The 14,755-nt window shown below is 73.1% G+C and carries 16 protein-coding genes; 1 reads left to right on the forward strand and 15 read right to left on the reverse strand.

Annotated features, from left to right (window positions below):
* The first annotated feature begins 119 nt into the window (after positions 1 to 119).
* Positions 120 to 683: a GerMN domain-containing protein gene (locus tag caldi_RS12300; RefSeq protein ID WP_264842049.1), complete on the forward strand. Its 564-nt coding sequence runs from the start codon at positions 120 to 122 to the stop codon at positions 681 to 683.
* On the opposite strand, the gene recO is transcribed toward caldi_RS12300, so the two are convergent.
* The 15 genes from recO to caldi_RS12375 form a co-directional block, all read right to left on the reverse strand.
* Entirely contained in the window at positions 680 to 1,432 is a 753-nt protein-coding gene (gene recO, locus caldi_RS12305; RefSeq protein WP_264842050.1) for a DNA repair protein RecO, read from the reverse strand. The two genes, caldi_RS12300 and recO, sit on opposite strands and share 4 nt — an antisense overlap.
* A 16-nt stretch (positions 1,433 to 1,448) precedes the next feature.
* Positions 1,449 to 2,822: a magnesium transporter gene (gene mgtE / locus caldi_RS12310; RefSeq protein ID WP_264842051.1), complete on the reverse strand. Its 1,374-nt coding sequence runs from the start codon at positions 2,820 to 2,822 to the stop codon at positions 1,449 to 1,451.
* A gap of 368 nt (positions 2,823 to 3,190) precedes the next feature.
* Positions 3,191 to 4,108 carry a GTPase Era gene (gene era, locus caldi_RS12315; RefSeq protein WP_264842052.1) on the reverse strand — a complete coding sequence of 306 codons (918 nt, stop codon included), beginning with the start codon at positions 4,106 to 4,108 and terminating at the stop codon, positions 3,191 to 3,193.
* Positions 4,105 to 4,518, reverse strand: coding sequence for a cytidine deaminase (locus caldi_RS12320; RefSeq protein ID WP_264844797.1), 414 nt, complete (start codon positions 4,516 to 4,518; stop codon positions 4,105 to 4,107). Before caldi_RS12320 ends, era begins: the two co-directional genes overlap by 4 nt.
* Positions 4,518 to 5,195, reverse strand: coding sequence for a DUF502 domain-containing protein (locus caldi_RS12325; protein ID WP_264842053.1), 678 nt, complete (start codon positions 5,193 to 5,195; stop codon positions 4,518 to 4,520). Before caldi_RS12325 ends, caldi_RS12320 begins: the two co-directional genes overlap by 1 nt.
* A gap of 17 nt (positions 5,196 to 5,212) precedes the next feature.
* Positions 5,213 to 5,824 carry a diacylglycerol kinase family protein gene (locus caldi_RS12330; RefSeq protein ID WP_264842054.1) on the reverse strand — a complete coding sequence of 204 codons (612 nt, stop codon included), beginning with the start codon at positions 5,822 to 5,824 and terminating at the stop codon, positions 5,213 to 5,215.
* A gap of 13 nt (positions 5,825 to 5,837) precedes the next feature.
* Positions 5,838 to 6,305, reverse strand: coding sequence for an rRNA maturation RNase YbeY (ybeY, locus tag caldi_RS12335; RefSeq protein WP_264842055.1), 468 nt, complete (start codon positions 6,303 to 6,305; stop codon positions 5,838 to 5,840).
* Complete coding sequence (locus tag caldi_RS12340) at positions 6,199 to 8,481, reverse strand: HD family phosphohydrolase (RefSeq protein WP_264842056.1); 2,283 nt, start codon at positions 8,479 to 8,481, stop codon at positions 6,199 to 6,201. Before caldi_RS12340 ends, ybeY begins: the two co-directional genes overlap by 107 nt.
* Before the next feature lie 63 nt (positions 8,482 to 8,544).
* Entirely contained in the window at positions 8,545 to 9,555 is a 1,011-nt protein-coding gene (locus tag caldi_RS12345) for a PhoH family protein (protein ID WP_264842057.1), read from the reverse strand.
* A gap of 10 nt (positions 9,556 to 9,565) precedes the next feature.
* Positions 9,566 to 10,858: a sporulation protein YqfD gene (gene yqfD / locus caldi_RS12350; protein WP_264842058.1), complete on the reverse strand. Its 1,293-nt coding sequence runs from the start codon at positions 10,856 to 10,858 to the stop codon at positions 9,566 to 9,568.
* Positions 10,859 to 10,874: 16 nt separating this feature from the next.
* Positions 10,875 to 11,150 (reverse strand): sporulation protein YqfC, encoded by a 276-nt coding sequence (yqfC, locus tag caldi_RS12355; protein ID WP_264842059.1) that lies wholly within the window; start codon positions 11,148 to 11,150, stop codon positions 10,875 to 10,877.
* Positions 11,151 to 11,306: 156 nt separating this feature from the next.
* Entirely contained in the window at positions 11,307 to 11,711 is a 405-nt protein-coding gene (locus caldi_RS12360; RefSeq protein WP_264842061.1) for a DUF4870 domain-containing protein, read from the reverse strand.
* Positions 11,701 to 12,327, reverse strand: a complete 627-nt coding sequence (locus caldi_RS12365) for a hypothetical protein (RefSeq protein WP_264842062.1) — start codon at positions 12,325 to 12,327, stop codon at positions 11,701 to 11,703. Before caldi_RS12365 ends, caldi_RS12360 begins: the two co-directional genes overlap by 11 nt.
* Positions 12,328 to 12,369: 42 nt before the next feature.
* Positions 12,370 to 13,362 (reverse strand): flotillin-like protein FloA, encoded by a 993-nt coding sequence (gene floA, locus caldi_RS12370; protein ID WP_406568129.1) that lies wholly within the window; start codon positions 13,360 to 13,362, stop codon positions 12,370 to 12,372.
* Positions 13,363 to 13,426: 64 nt separating this feature from the next.
* A complete protein-coding gene (locus caldi_RS12375) occupies positions 13,427 to 14,743 on the reverse strand; it encodes an NfeD family protein (RefSeq protein ID WP_264842063.1) in 1,317 nt (438 codons plus the stop codon).
* Between the last annotated feature and the right edge of the window lie 12 nt (positions 14,744 to 14,755).

Consider the following 14,755-nt stretch of genomic DNA (forward strand, 5'->3'; position numbering starts at 1 on the left):
CACCTGCCAAGAACCGTCGTTCCTGGTAAGAAGTATGGGCAAAACGATCCGCTCATAACCGTCCGGATAGACAAAAAGCACGCCCGGGCGACGCTCCGGGCAGGGCGGGGGGATCACCCGTGTCCGCAGGGCGGAGCGGTGAGGGGTCTCCGGAGCCACGCGTGCGGGCAGCGCCGGCCGGCGCGCTCCTGCTCCTGGCCCTCGTGCTGGCCGCGGCCCCCGCGGGCGGTTGGTGGCTGGGCGGGCAGGTCCGGCTGGACCCGAAGCCGCTCGTCGCCTACTTCCTGAGCCCGGAGGGCCTGGTCGCCGTACCTCTCCGGGCCCCGACCCCGGCCGACGAGGGCGCCGCAGCGCGACTCGCCTTCCAGGCGCTGTGCAACGGACCTGCCGCTCTGGGCAGGCCCCGGCTCTTCTCCGCCGTTCCCCTCGGCTGCCGGGTCCACCGGGCCTGGCGGGAAGGAGACACCCTCCACGTGGCGTTCTCTCCGGGCTTCGACGTCGTGCCCGGCGTTCCCGCGGCGAACGCGTGGGACGGCCAGATGGAGATGACCGCCGCGCAGTTCCCGGGAATCCGCCACCTGCAGTTCTGGGTGGACGGGCGAAAGCTCGGCGGCACGGGCATGCCGATGCCGGTCGATGGCCGCCCGAACGGGTTGCGACTGGCGCCGGCCGGCCGGCGCTAGGACCGCCAGCCGGGATCGAGGAACGCCCGCGAGCGCAGCCGGCGTTCGAGGCGGAACTCGACGAACTCCTCGATCGCGCGGCGAACCTGCTCCCACAACCCTTCCTGCAGGCGCAGCACGCCGGCGCGGCCGACGCCGGCGCCCTGGAGGAAGCGCATGGCTTCCAGGGCCCCCCGTGCCACCCGGAGGACGGGGCCCGCCCCCGCGGCGCACCGCTCACAGAGGATGCCCCCCTCAGCGGGGCTCAGCCGGACATGGGCCCCGGTCACGGGGCTGCCGCAGGCGACGCACTGCCCGAGCTCCGGCCGGAAGCCGGACAGGGCGAGAAGCTGCAGCTGGAAGGCCGCCAGGGCAGGCCCGGGAACGCTGTCCGGGGAGGCGAGCGTGCGCAGCAGTTCGAGCAGGAGGGAGAACACCGCCTCCGCCGGCTGGCGCTCCAGCACCAGCTCGTCCGCCATCTCGCACGCGTACGTGGCGTGGGCCATGCGCTCCAGGTCCTCGCGCAGCGCCCGGAAGGACTCGAGGATCTGCACCTGCCGCACTCCGTCGAGGGTCCGGCCGCGATAGCACTGCACCTGGCAGTGGGTGAAGAGCTGCATGGCGGGGGTGAACCGGCTCTTGGGCCGGCGGGCCCCGCGGGCGACCACCCGGAGCTTGCCCGCCTCCCGGGTCAGGAGGTGGACCAGGCGGTCGGCCTCGCCGAACGCCTTCACCCGCACCACGATGGCCTCGACGTTGTACTCCGCCATGGCCGCTGCTGCGGGCTCACCCCAGCTGCGTGAGCAGCAGGGCGGCCACCGTGAAGTAGGTGAGCATCGAGGTGAAATCGGTCACCGTGGTGATGAAGGGACCGGAGGCGACGGCGGGGTCGATGCCGAGGCGGTGAATGACGATGGGGAAGAGCCCCCCGAGCATCTTGGCCACGGGCAGGTTCAGGGCGAGGGCCAGCCCCACCACCAGGCCCAGGCGGAGGTCGCCCTTCCACAGGGTCGTGACCCCGAAGAGAACGACCCCCGTGATCAGGCCGGCGAGGAGACCCACCCGGGCTTCTCGCCACACCACGGCCAGGACCTCCCGCTCTGCGATCTCCCCTGTCGCCAGCCCGCGCACCACCACCGCCAGGGCTTGGGTCGCCCCGTTGCCGGCCTCGCCGGCCATGATCGGGATGAACACGGACAGGAGCGCCAGCGTCACGCCGTCGAAGCCGCCCCGGAAGCGGTCGATCACCGAACCGGCCAGGAACTCCATGAAGAGGAGCGCCAGGAGCCAGGGGAGACGAGGCCGGGCCAGGCGCCAGACCCCGCCCCGCAGGTCGCCCCCCTCCTCACCGGGGCTCACGGCGGCCGCCCGCAGCGCGTCCTCGGTGGCCTCCTCCTCCAGGACGTCGATGACGTCGTCCACCGTCACGACCCCCAGGAGGCGCCGCTGGTGGTCGATCACGGGCACGGCCAGGAGGTCGTAGCGGGAGACGATGCGGGCCACCTCCTCCTGGTCCTGATCGTGAAAGACCGAGACCACCTTGGTCCGCATGATGTGCTTGAGGGGTGTCTCGGGCGGCGCCACGATCAGGTCGCGCAGGGAGAGGACGCCGAGCAGGTGCTCGTCGTCGTCCACCACGTAGACGTAGTACACCGTCTCGGCGTCGGGTGCCCGCTGGCGGAGGTGCTCGATGGCCTCCTGGGCGGTCATCCCCTGGTTCACGGCCACGTACTCCGTGGTCATGATGCCGCCGGCGGTGTCCGGTTCGTAGTGCAGGAGCTCCCGGACCTCGGCGGCCTCCTCCGCCTGCAGCTCGCCGAGGATCTGGCCCGCTTGCTCCGGGCTCAGTTCACCGAGGAGGTCGGCCGCGTCGTCGGTGTCCATCGCCTCGACGATGTCTCCGACGCGCTCCTTGCCCAGGAGCCGCACGATCCGGGCCCGTGCTTCCCGATCGAGCTCGCCCAGGACCAGCGCCGACTGCTCGGGCCCCAGCCGCTCGAACACGGCCACGAGCAGGTCGTCGGGAAGCTCCTCGACCATGTCCGCGAGGTCGACGGGGTGCTGCTCGCGCAGGAAGGCGGCCAGCTCCCCGTTCCCCCGCTCCAGGAGCATGCGCAGCTTCTCGGGCCCTTCCAGGACCCGGACGTCGCGGGTGCTCAACAAGATCGCCCCCTCCGCCGGTCCCCGAGACCGTCCCCGGAGCCGGCAGAGGGGGCGCCGCGCGCCAGGCGCGCGCCGTTTACCCTACCTCGGGCGCGGCGACCGGGGGCTCTCCGGGACGCGAGCCTCGGTGTAGTAGGATGTCCGAGCGGCATCGGGGACTCGGTCCGGCGTCCACGGCCACCACCGCCCTTTCACCTCCGGATGCGGTCGGGCCACGCCAGCAGCCGGCGCGTGGCCCGCGCGTGCCGCGCTTATTTTAGCGGACGCGATCGCCACTTGCCACCACCTGATGCCTTCCCGGGCGCGAAAAATTTCCGGCGTCGCTGGGCCGCGGGCCGGTGACCGGAGCCCGGGCCCGCCGGCACCTACCCGTCCAGCCGGTACCCCAGCTCGCGCAGGGCGGATTCCCGGCTTCGCCAGTCCTCCTTGACCTTGACGAAGAGCTCGAGGTAGATGCGCGAACCGAGCAACCGCTCGATCTCCAGCCGGGCCCGCTGGCCGATCTCCCGCACCATCGCCCCGCGGCGGCCTACCAGGATGCCCTTCTGGCTCTCCCGCTCGACCAGGATCACCGCCCGCACGTAGACGACCCCGCTGGGCCGCCGCGTGACTTCCTCCACCACGACGGCGACCGAGTGCGGCACCTCCTCCCGGGTGAGGTGCAGCACCTGCTCGCGGATCAGCTCGGCCATGACGAAACGCTCGGGCTGGTCGGTCACCATGTCGTCGGGGTAGTACTTGGGCCCGGGCGGCAGCAGCCGCTCGAGGATCTCCACCAGCTCGGCCAGGTGCGTGCCCTGCACGGCCGAGGTCGGAACCACGTCGACGTACTCCCCGAGCGCCTTGTACGCGTCCATCGCCGCGTACAGCTCACCCTTGGAGATGCGGTCGATCTTGTTGACCACGAGCACGGTGGGCTTCCCGGCCCGGCCGATCCGCTCGGCGACCTGCGCGTCCGCCGGACCGGCGGGGAGCGAGCCGTCGACGACGTGCATGAGCACGTCGACCTCCGGAAGCGTCGCCTCCGCCACGCGATTCAGGTACTCGCCCAGCTTGTGCAGGGGCTTGTGCAGGCCGGGGGTGTCCAGGAAGACGATCTGGGCCGCCGGCCGGTGCAGCACGCCCAGGATCCGGTTGCGCGTGGTCTGGGGCTTGTCGGACATGATGGCCAGCTTGTGCCCGACCAGGGCGTTGAGCAGGGTCGACTTGCCCACGTTCGGGCGCCCCACGATCCCCACGAAACCGGAGACGAAGGGGCGCTCCTCTCCCCCGGGTCCCGTCACGGGGTCTTCCCTCCCATGTCGCGGGCGGTGAAGAAGCCGGGCAGGAGGTCCCGCACGGTGGTGGCGCGCACGGCCCCGGCGCAGTTCGCCAGGATCACGCGGGCGTCCGGCCCGAACTCTGCCAGCACCTGCCGGCAGGCGCCGCAGGGGCTGACCGGCCCGGGCGTGTCCGCGGCGACCGCGATCGCGGCGATCTCCCGGACCCCCTCGGAGACCGCCCTGAACACGGCGACCCGCTCGGCGCAGCAGGACAGCCCGTACGAGGCGTTTTCCACGTTGCAGCCCGTGAACACGCGGCCGTCGGCCGCCAGCACGGCGGCACCCACCGGGAAGCGGGAGTACGGCACGTAGGCGTGGCGGCGCGCCTCCAGGGCGAGCCGTACCAGTTCGGCATCGGCCGGCAGTTCCATCACAGCGGGCGCCCGCCCGAAGGCACGGGCCGCCCTTCCTCCTCCTGTACACCGGGCATGCGGCGGCTGCGCAGCCGGGCGGCCGCCTCCTCCAGGGCGCGCTCGTGCGCCGGCTCGAGCGGGATCACCCCGCCCGAGACCACGAGCCGCACCGCCACCTCCACCGGGATGTCGGCCATGGCAACCTCGGACTCCGGCAAGATCACGTACCACCCGGAGGTCGGATTGGGGGTCGTCGCCACGAACAGGCTGACCAGCTCGCCCGCGCGCCCGGTCACGAAGGCGATCGTGTACATCCCCGCCCGGGGGTATTCAATCACGGCCACCCCGCGGAACGCTTTCTGGTTGGCGCCGAACAGGGCGTCGGTGATGCTCTTGGCGGTGCCGTAGATCGACTTCACGACGGGCAGCCGGAGCACCGCGGCCTCCGTAGCCCGGATGAGCTGGCGGCCGAAGAACTGGGTCGTCAGGGCGCCGACCAGGAGCACCAGGAGGATTCCCACCAGGGCGCCGATACCGGGGTAGCTGACGTGCCACCGCCAGCCGAGGAGCAGGGCGACCCACGGCCGCATGATGCCGTCGATCAGGCCGAAGAGCCACGTCAGGGCCAGGTAGGTGATGACGAGGGGGGTGACGACCATGAGTCCGGCGACGAAGTAACTGCGCAGGCGCCGCATGAAGTGTCCCATCTCCGTTATCCTTGCCCTTTCCCGGCGAGGAGCCCCACCGCGCCCGTGAGGGCGACCAGGGCGCCCAGGAAGGCTGCCGGGACCGGGTGCGCCGTGGAATAGCCGAGCACTAGGCGGAGGAGCCCCACGGGCCCGACCGGCTCCACGAAGACGAGCCAGCCCGCGGCCAGGGCGTGCACGGTGGCCACCAGCACGACCCCGGCCGCGACGTCCTTCGCGGCGCGGGCCACGGGGTCGGGCTGCTGGCGCGATGCGAGGTCCACGGCCCGCTCCACCGCCGTGTTGGCGAGCTCGGCGGCGAGCACCAGGCTGACGCTGGCCAGGAGATAGGCGAGCCGCCAGCCGCCGGTGGCGGTGACGTGGGCCAGGGCGAGGGCGGCGGTGGCCGCGAAGACATGGAAGCGCAGGTTCGGCTCGGTCCGGTAGGCCAGCCAGACGCCCCGCGCCGCGTTCACCACCCGGACCGGGAACGGACGCCCGGCCCACAGCCGGCGAGGCGGGGCGCCGCCAGGGGGAGAGGAGGGCGCCGCCTCCCGCGCTCCGGGCCGGCGCGCCGGCCTGCCGCCCACCGGAACCAGGTGGGCGCGGCGCCCGTCCGGACCCTTGCGTGTGGGCATCCCCTCCACCCCCTCAACGCCGCAGGCCAACCCGGCTCAGCGCCTCTTCGGTGAGCGCCAGCATCCGTGCCTCGGACTCGGGGTCCTGGTGGTCGTAGCCCAGGAGATGCAGGACCCCGTGGGCAGTCAGGAAACCGACCTCGCGCTCGAGGCTGTGCCCGTACTCGCGGGCCTGGGCCTCGGCGCGTTCGAGGGAGATGACGACGTCCCCGAGGAGCACCGGTCCGCCGGACGGAGGGCTCACCTCCGGTTCGCCGGCGCCCGGCTCCAGCTGCGGGAAGGAGAGGACGTCGGTGGGCCGGTCCACGCCCCGCCAGGTCCGGTTGAGCTCGTGGATGCGGCGGTCGTCCACGAAGGTGACGGAGACCTCCAGCTCACCCTCCGGCTTCTGCCCGGCGACGTCCAGCGTCTCCCGCACCACCCGCTCCACCAGCGTCTTGAGCGCCGGCTTGAGCGCCACCTGCTCCGATTCGCTCTCCACCCAGATCCTCACCTTGGTTCTCCTCTCCCGGTTCGCCCGCGCCTTGAACGCCCATCTCGCCGGCCAGCGCGGGGTACTCCACCCGCGCGTGGTGAACGCCCCCGAGCACCCGGGCGAAGGTCCGGGCCAGGGTGTCCAGGTCCCGCAGGGTCAGGTCGGACCGGTCCAGCTGCCCCTGCTCGAGGCGGTCCCGGATGATCCGCCGGACCTGCGCCTCGATCTGCTCCATGGTCAGCGGCCCACGCTGGCGCAGCGCCCGGACCGACGCCTCGCAGCCGTCGGCGAGCATGCAGATCGCCGTCTCCCGGCTCCGGGGCCGCGGGCCCTCGTAGCGGAAGTCCTCCTCGACGACCTGCTCCCCCACGCCGTTCTGCGCCGCCTTGTGGTAGAAGTACGAGATCAGCATGTCCCCGTGGTGTTCCCGGATGAAGTCGACGATCTCGGGAGGCAACCGGTGCTCCCGCGCCATCTCGACGCCGTCCTTGACGTGGCTGGCGATGATGAGGGCGCTCACGTGGGGCGGCAGGTGGTCGTGGGGGTTCTCCCCGGCGAACTGGTTCTCGGTGAAGAAGTACGGGCGGCGGGCCTTCCCCACGTCATGATAATACGCGCCGACCCGGGCGAGCATGGGATCCGCCCCGATGGCCTCCGCCCCCGCCTCGCACAGGTTGGCGACCAGGATGGTGTGGTGGTAGGTCCCCGGCGCCTCGACGAGGAGCTTCTTGAGGAGCGGGTGGTTCGGGTTGGCGAGCTCCAGGAGCTTGAACGGGGTGAGGATCCCGAAGGCGCCCTCCAGGATGGGCAGCGAGCCGGCCGCCAGCACGGCGGCGAGGAGTCCGCCCACCAGCGCCAAGAAGGCGCGCAGCCAGACCTGCACCTCCAGGATCGAGCTCTCGACCACCAGGTGCAGCGCCAGCACGGCGAGGAGCTGCATCGTGCCGACCAGGAGCCCGCCCAGGATGAGGTCGCTGCGGGTTGCTACCCGCCGGACGGCGTGCACCCCGGTCAGCGCGCCCACCGCGGCGGCGAGGGCCACGGGCGTTTCGGTCTGCGCCACCAGGCCGATCGCCAGGGTCATGAGCGCGGCGCCGACCAGCGACACCCGGGAGTCCAGCAGCACCGTGAGGAGCATGGACCCGGTGGCCAGCGGCATCAGGTACCCGCTCATGTTGCGCACGAGAAGGGAGATAGCCACCGTGACGAGGCCGATCAGGGCGATGAGGACCAGCCGGGACTCCCGCGCGACGATGTCGGGCCGGGCCCGCCAGAGATAGAGCGCCATGAGCGCCACGACGAGCGAGGCGAAGATGGCCACGCCCACGAGCTTGCGCGCGCCCCAGCCCGGCCCCACCAGGCCGGCGTTCTCCAGCATCACGTACTGCTCGTGGGTCACCACGTCCCCCTGGCGCACGATCAGCTGTCCCCGCCGGATCATCACCGGCTGCACGCTGGCACGGGCCCGGGCCCGCGCCTCGGCGGTGGCCGCCTCGTCCTTGACGAGGTTGGGCCGCACCTGGGCCTTCACCAGCTCGCGGGCCAGGAACACGAGGTTACGATCCTGGACGCCCGCCGGCGCCCACTCCCGGTCCGTCTCCCCCTTGATGCGCTCGAGGTCGGCGGGCCGGACGGGCACAGTGAGGATGCGCTCGAGCTCCAGGAGGACCTGATCCTCGACCGCGCGCAGGACCTCGTCGGAGGCCGCCAGGACGGCCCCGAGGACCGTCTCCGGCATGCCCGGCAGGACCTGGGCGAGATCCGCACGGGGGTCCCCGGCCGGAGCGGCCTCGGCCCGCGGCGCGGTCGGAGCCGTGCTGCCCGGGGCCCCGGGGCGCGCCCCCGCGCGGACGCGGCGGATCTCCGCAAAAAGGCCCCGCACGTCCGCACGGGCGCGCTCGACCACGCCGGGGTCGACCACCATGACGTCGCCCACCTGCTCCTCCGCCCGGCGCCTCAGCTCCTCGGTCCGAACGGTGTTCTCCACCTCGTACGGCGCCGGTACGTCCCTGGGAGCGATCTCGCCCTCGACGATGCGAAGGCGCTCCGGAAGCACGTGGGCGGAGAGGATCAGCGTGAGGAGCGCGGTCGACAGGGCGGCCAGCAGCAGGCGGCGCATCCAGCCGAGGCCGAACCACTTGCGAAACGGGTGCCCTAGATCGCTCCAGAACCGCATCGGCATGGGCGACCGTGCCTCCTGGCAGAACCCCCGCCGGCAAGGGCGCCGGCCGCCGGAAGCCGGGCGCTACCGCCGCGCCGTCCGCGGCGCCGGCTGACCCTCGTCCCTCCTGGGCTCCTGCCGCTCGTACCGTTCGTAGGCTGCGATGATGCGCTGAACCAGCTCGTGCCGGACCACGTCCTTCTCGGTCAGGTAGACGAAGGCGATGCCGGGCACGCCGGCGAGCACGTGCCGGACTTCCACGAGACCGCTGCGGGCGCCGGGAGGGAGATCCACCTGGGTGATGTCGCCGGTGACCACCGCCTTCGACCCGAAACCGAGCCGCGTGAGGAACATCTTCATCTGCTCGGGGGTCGTGTTCTGGGCTTCGTCCAGGATGATGAACGAGTCGTCCAGGGTGCGCCCGCGCATGTAGGCCAGGGGTGCGACCTCGATGTGGCCCCGGTCCCGGAGCTTCTCGTACGCTTCCATGCCCAAGATATCAAAGATCGCGTCGTAGAGGGGGCGCAGGTAGGGATTGACCTTCTCCTCCAGCGCCCCGGGGAGAAAGCCGAGCTTCTCGCCGGCCTCCACGGCCGGTCGGGTCAGGATGATCCGGTTGACTTCCCGGGCCTTGTACGCGGCGATCGCCATCGCCATGGCCAGGTACGTCTTGCCGGTGCCCGCGGGGCCGATGCCGAACGTGAGCCCGTGCCGGCGGATGGCCTCGACGTACTCCTTCTGCCCGGCGCTCTTCGGCCGCAGGGGCCGGCCCCGCTGGGTCACCACGATGACGTCCGAGAAGATCTCGGCGAGGGAGAGGTCGGAACCCTCCTTCAGCATCCGGATCGCGTAGCGGATCTCGCGCTCGGACAGGGGGGTCCCCCCCTGGACGATCCGGGCCAGCTCCTCGAGCAGCCCGGCCACGCGGTCGACGGCCTCTCCCGGCCCGGAGAGGTAGACCTCGTTGCCGCGCGCCACCAGCCGCACGGGGAAGCTGGCCTCGATGAGCTTCAGATGGGCGTCGTGACGACCGAAGACGGCCTGGGCCTCCTCGTTCGTCGCGCCCACCACCACCCGCCTCTCGGTGGCGTCCACTCGCGCCCCTTCATCCCCTTCTCGCCTGCTCTCCCCGGAGCCCCGGACCGGGCTGCGCCGGACCAGCCTGCGGGGCGGGGGCCGGCCGGCCGATCTCCTCCCGGGTCTCGATCAGCACCCGGAGCCCCAGGTAATCCGGCGTCCGGACCTTTTCCTGGATCTCCCTCCGCACCACCCGGTCGGTCCCGGGCTGGAGCTGCCAGCGCACCCGTTCCTCCAGGGACCGGATGGCCTCCTCCCGGGCGGCCTCCGGGCTCCTGGGCACCCGCATGAGACGGGTTTCCTCGTAAATCTCAGTCGTAAGTTCGACGGGGGGTCGCCAATTCCTCCACCCGGGCAGGCCCACCGACCGGCGCTGGAGGCGGTAGCGGGCGAAGGGCGGCGCCGGGCTCCCCTTCAGCAGGATTTCCCTCCGGCCCAGGCGCAAAACCACGCGCCCCTGGCGCCGGCCCGTCGCCTCCTCTCGCTCCTCGTACAGGGGCACCTCCACGTATTCCTCGTAGAAGCACCGGCCGAAGACCTGGCCGTCGGCCTGGATGGGCCCTACGGGCCGGTCCGGGACGGGGGGCCAGGGCGCGCCGCCGAACAGCGGCCGCTGCGGGGGAGCCGAGAAGTGGTAGAGGTAGCCCTCGATCAACACCTGGCCCGGGGTGACGACCTCCCCCTCCTGCACCCGCCGCCGGCCCCGGAACACCACTACGGAGTCGACGATGCACGGCTTGCGCGCGACGATGTCGACCTGCCCCCGGGGGGCGGGCGGGCGCACCGTCGTGCGCTCGACCACCTGCACGATGGCCCGGGTGCCGTCGAGTCGCACCGAGACCCAGCCCACCTCCGGCACGAGGCGGGGCAGTTCCCGCTCGACGGCCTCCGGCCGCACCGAGACCCGCCACACGCCGGGGTGCAGCCCGAGCCGCGCCAGGGCGGCCCGCACCGCGCGGGGATCCAGGAGCCGGGTGCCCTCCACCTCGACCGCCCAGACGTGGCCGACGGCCCAGAGGAGCACCAGGGCGGACAGGGCGGCTCCTGCCAGAAGCCCCCGCCGCCGGCGCAGACGCCGCCAGGCGAAGGGCAACCCGCTCCGGCTGCGGATCCGCACCCGGCAGCGCGCCCGGCGCGCCACGGGGCGGACGCAGAGGAAGTCGGGCGCCAGCATCCGCGCGCGCAGCCGGTCGGGCCGGCGGTGCACGTCCCACAGGTCGATGCCCGCGTCGACGGCGAGGTTGACGAACCGTTCGGGCTGCGGCCCCGTCACCTCCACCAGCACCGTCCCGGCCAGGTACCGCCAGATGCCCGGGAGCACGGCCCGCCCTCCCGGGTCACGGCACGAAGCGGAGGGAGGCGATCCTGCCCATCAGGATGATCTCCTCCGGCGTGATGCTGCCGATGCGGAGCTCCTCCCCCTCGACGGCGATCTGCCCCTTGGGGACCCCGATCACGACGCGGCCGGGCGAGTACTCGATGAGCCCGCGGTGGTTCTCGACCGCCATCTGCATGTCGCCGACGAGGATCACCCGGGCCACGTCCAGGACGACGTCCCCCGGCAGGTCGAAGATGCTCGTGATCCGGCTGCGAAGGTCCCTGCGACTTTCCACCGCACCGCCTCCCCGGACCGCCAGAGACCTCATGCTACTCTACGAGCGGCGGCGCCCCCCCATGTCCGGCACCGGACCGCACGCTCGCGCAGGTCTCGGCGGATCTGGGCGGAAAGGTCGGGCGGTTCCGCATCGCCTAAGCCCGGCGCAGAAGCGCTAGGAAACGAGCCGGCCCACCAGCGGGTAGCGGTGCCGGCGCCCGCCCCACGCCCGCACCAGACCCTGCAGGGCGAGGGCGAAGAACACCCACAGCAAAGCGGCGACGGCGGTGCGGCCGGGCGGCCCGTCCGGCTGGAAGAGCCACTTCAGCACGTCCCAGGACCAGCCGGTGGCCACCAGCGCGCCGGGGAGGCCACCCAGGGCCACGTACCCGTACGCGACCTTCACCGCCAGCGCCGTCCCCTGCCAGGCGAGGGCCTGGCGCACGTGCGCGCCGACGAAGCCGGAGCGGCGGGCGTAGAGGAAATGGATCACCCCGGTGGCCACCACGCCCATGAGGCCGAAGAGCACCCCCAGGTGGCCGACGGCCGCCATCACCCGTTCCTCGTAGCTAGGTCCCACGGCCATCGCCTCCTGCGGGACGCCCGGACCGGCGCGGCCCGCCGGGCACCGGCGGGCGCCGGGGCGGTTCGAGGGCCCTCGGCGGCCCGAGCACCTCCCGGAGCAACACGGCCCGGGCGAGGTCCTCGCGCCCGCCGAAGGTCCGCGCGCGGCGCGCCCGCGGCTCGGGCGGGCGGCGGGGCGGCCGCTCCCCAGGCCCGGCCGCCAGGGCGCCGATGGCCTCGGCCTCACGGGCGATTCGCTCGGCCTCCGCCCGAACGTCCCCGGCCTCCGCCTCGATCGCCGTCCCCAGCGCGTCCGCCGGGGCGACTGGTTCGAGGCTCCGGACGCCGCCCTCACCGCCCGGCGTACCCTCACCGGGGGCATCTCTGCGGGCGGCGGGCTCGGGTGCCGGCGGTTGACTCAGGTCCTCCGACTCCCGGAGGAGCTCCTCCAATCCCGGGATCGGGAAGGCGACGGGGCCCCGCGGGGTGCCGGGGACCGCCGGACGCCCGGGCTCGGGGGTACGGGCGGGCGGCCGGTCCCGCGGCGCGCGCGGCCCGGGCCGGGCCCGGCCGAGCAGCGGGAACACCACGAAGATCAGGAACAACAGCAAGGAGAAGAGGTCCAGGTCCAAGCCGCCTTCCCCTCCCCGGCGGGCGATCCCCCGTCCGGTCGCCTAGCGCCCGGACTCCTCCGTTCCCGGGGCGGGCGGCGGGGCGCCCTCCCCCGCGATCGACCGGCGCATGCCGGTGTCGGCCTGAATGTTCTGCATGTACATCCAGTCCATGACGCCGATCTTGCCCTCGCGCAGGGCCTGGGCCAGGGCATGGGGCACCTCGGCCTCCGCCTCCACCACCTTGGCCCGCATCTCCTGCACCCGGGCCTTCATCTCCTGCTCGGCGGCCACGGCCATCGCCCGGCGCTCCTCCGCCTTGGCCTGGGCGATGCGCTTCTCCGCCTCGGCCTGGTCGGCCAGGAGGCGGGCGCCGATGTTGTTGCCGACGTCCACGTCGGCGATGTCGATGGAGACGATCTCGAAGGCCGTGCCGGCGTCGAGCCCCTTGGCCAGCACCGTGCGCGAGATCGAGTCCGGGTTCTCCAGGACCTGCTTGTGGTTGTCCGCCGAGCCGATGGTGGTGACGATGCCCTCGCCCACGCGGGCGATGATGGTGTCCTCGCCGGCACCGCCGACCAGGCGGTCGATGTTCGCGCGCACCGTCACCCGGGCCTTGGCCTTCAGCTCGATGCCGTCCTTGGCCACCCCGGCCACCACCGGGGTCTCGATGACCCGGGGGTTCACGCTCATCTGCACGGCCTGGAGCACGTCACGGCCGGCGAGGTCGATGGCGGCCGCCCGCTCGAAGGAGAGGTCGATCCCCGCCCGGTGGGCGGCGATGAGGGCGTTCACGACCCGGTCGACGTTCCCGCCGGCCAGGTAGTGGGCCTCGAGCTTGTCGCTGCTCACGTCCAGGCCCGCCTTGAACGCCTTGATGAGGGGGTTGATCACCCGGGCGGCGGGCACCCGCCGCAGCCGCATGCCGATGAGCGTCCCCAGCCCCACCCGCACGCCCGCGGCGGCGGCCGCGATCCAGAGGCCCACCGGCACGAAGCTGAAGAAGACGGAGAGCACGAGCACCGCGACGAAGATGAGGAAAAGCGTGAACAGGATCTCCAAGCGAATCCCTCCTACGGCCCCGCCGGCACCGGCGTCCGGCGGGGTCACGCGCTGGATCTCAGGCGCTGCCGGCCGCGCGGACCACCACGCGGGTCCCCTCGACCAGGATCACCTCCACCGTCTGGCCCGGCGGCACGAACTCGCCCTGGGTCACGACGTCGACCCGGCGATCCCCGAAGACCGCCACCCCGGCCGGCCGCAGCGGGGTGACGGCGACCCCCCGGGCGCCGACCAGGGCGGCGAGCTCCACCCGCCCCGGCACGACCCCCTGCTCGCGGCCGAGCCGCTCCTCCAGGGTCAGCCAGCGGATCATCCCGTGCCGGGAGATGTACCGGGCGAGCGCGGCGAGCACGAGGACGGCCCCCACCGCGGTGATCGCCAGGTAGGTGGCGGCAAGCCCCGGGGTCGGCGCCGAGAGGAAGATGCCGGCCCCGACGGCGATCGCGCCGGCGACCCCGAACACCCCGAAGCCCGGCACGAACATCTCGATGACCAGGAGCGCCGCCCCCAGCAGGACCAGGGTGAGCTCCAGCCACCGGGCCGTCCCGATCAGGTAGTGGGAGGCGAAGAACGCCACCAGGCTCACCAGGCCGACGAGCCCCGGCAGGCCGAGCCCGGGTTTGGCCATCTCCAGGGCCAGCCCGCCCACGCCCAGGAGCAGCAGGAGGCTCGCCACCCAGGGCGAGGTGAGGTAGCGGGCCACCCGTTCCCCCCGGCCGGGCTCGTACCACGTCACCTCGGCGCCGCCCAGGCCGGCAGCCCGCAGGGCCGTGCCGAGGTCGGCCGCCTCGCCGTCGGCGATGCCGAGGGACACGGCCTGCCGCCACGTGAGGGTGAGCGGCTTGCCGGTGGTGACGCCGGGGATCGTGACCGACTTGTCCACCATGGCCGCCGCCACCCGGGGGTCGCGGCCCCGGGCCTCGGCGGTGGCCTGGAAGAGCCCCGCGACGTAGGACACGGCCTTGTCCGAGTACGGGATGGGCTCGGCCGCCCCGATGCTCGAACCGGGCCGCATGTACACCCGCTGCGCTGCCAGGGTGACCAGCGCCCCCGCCGACGCGGCCCGGCCCTCCACGAAGGCGACCGTCGCCAGCCGGGTGTTCAGGAGCGCATTCCGGATGCCCTCGGCGGCCTGGACGAGTCCCCCGGGCGTGTCCACCACGATCGCCAGCCCCCGGGCGGCCGGGTCGGCCTCAGCCCGCCGCACCGCCCCCTGCACGATCGCCGCCAGCCCCGGGTCGATCGTCTCCCGGACATGCACGGCGTACACCCGCCCGCCGGGCGGGGCCGGCCCGGACGCCGCGCGGGCGGACGGCGGGCCGGCCAGGACGAGAAGGACGCCCAGGGCGCCGATCGCCCACCGACCCGCACGCATGGACGGCACCTC

It is taken from the genome of Caldinitratiruptor microaerophilus (genome assembly GCF_025999835.1).
GTDB lineage: Bacteria > Bacillota > Sulfobacillia > Symbiobacteriales > ZC4RG38 > Caldinitratiruptor > Caldinitratiruptor microaerophilus.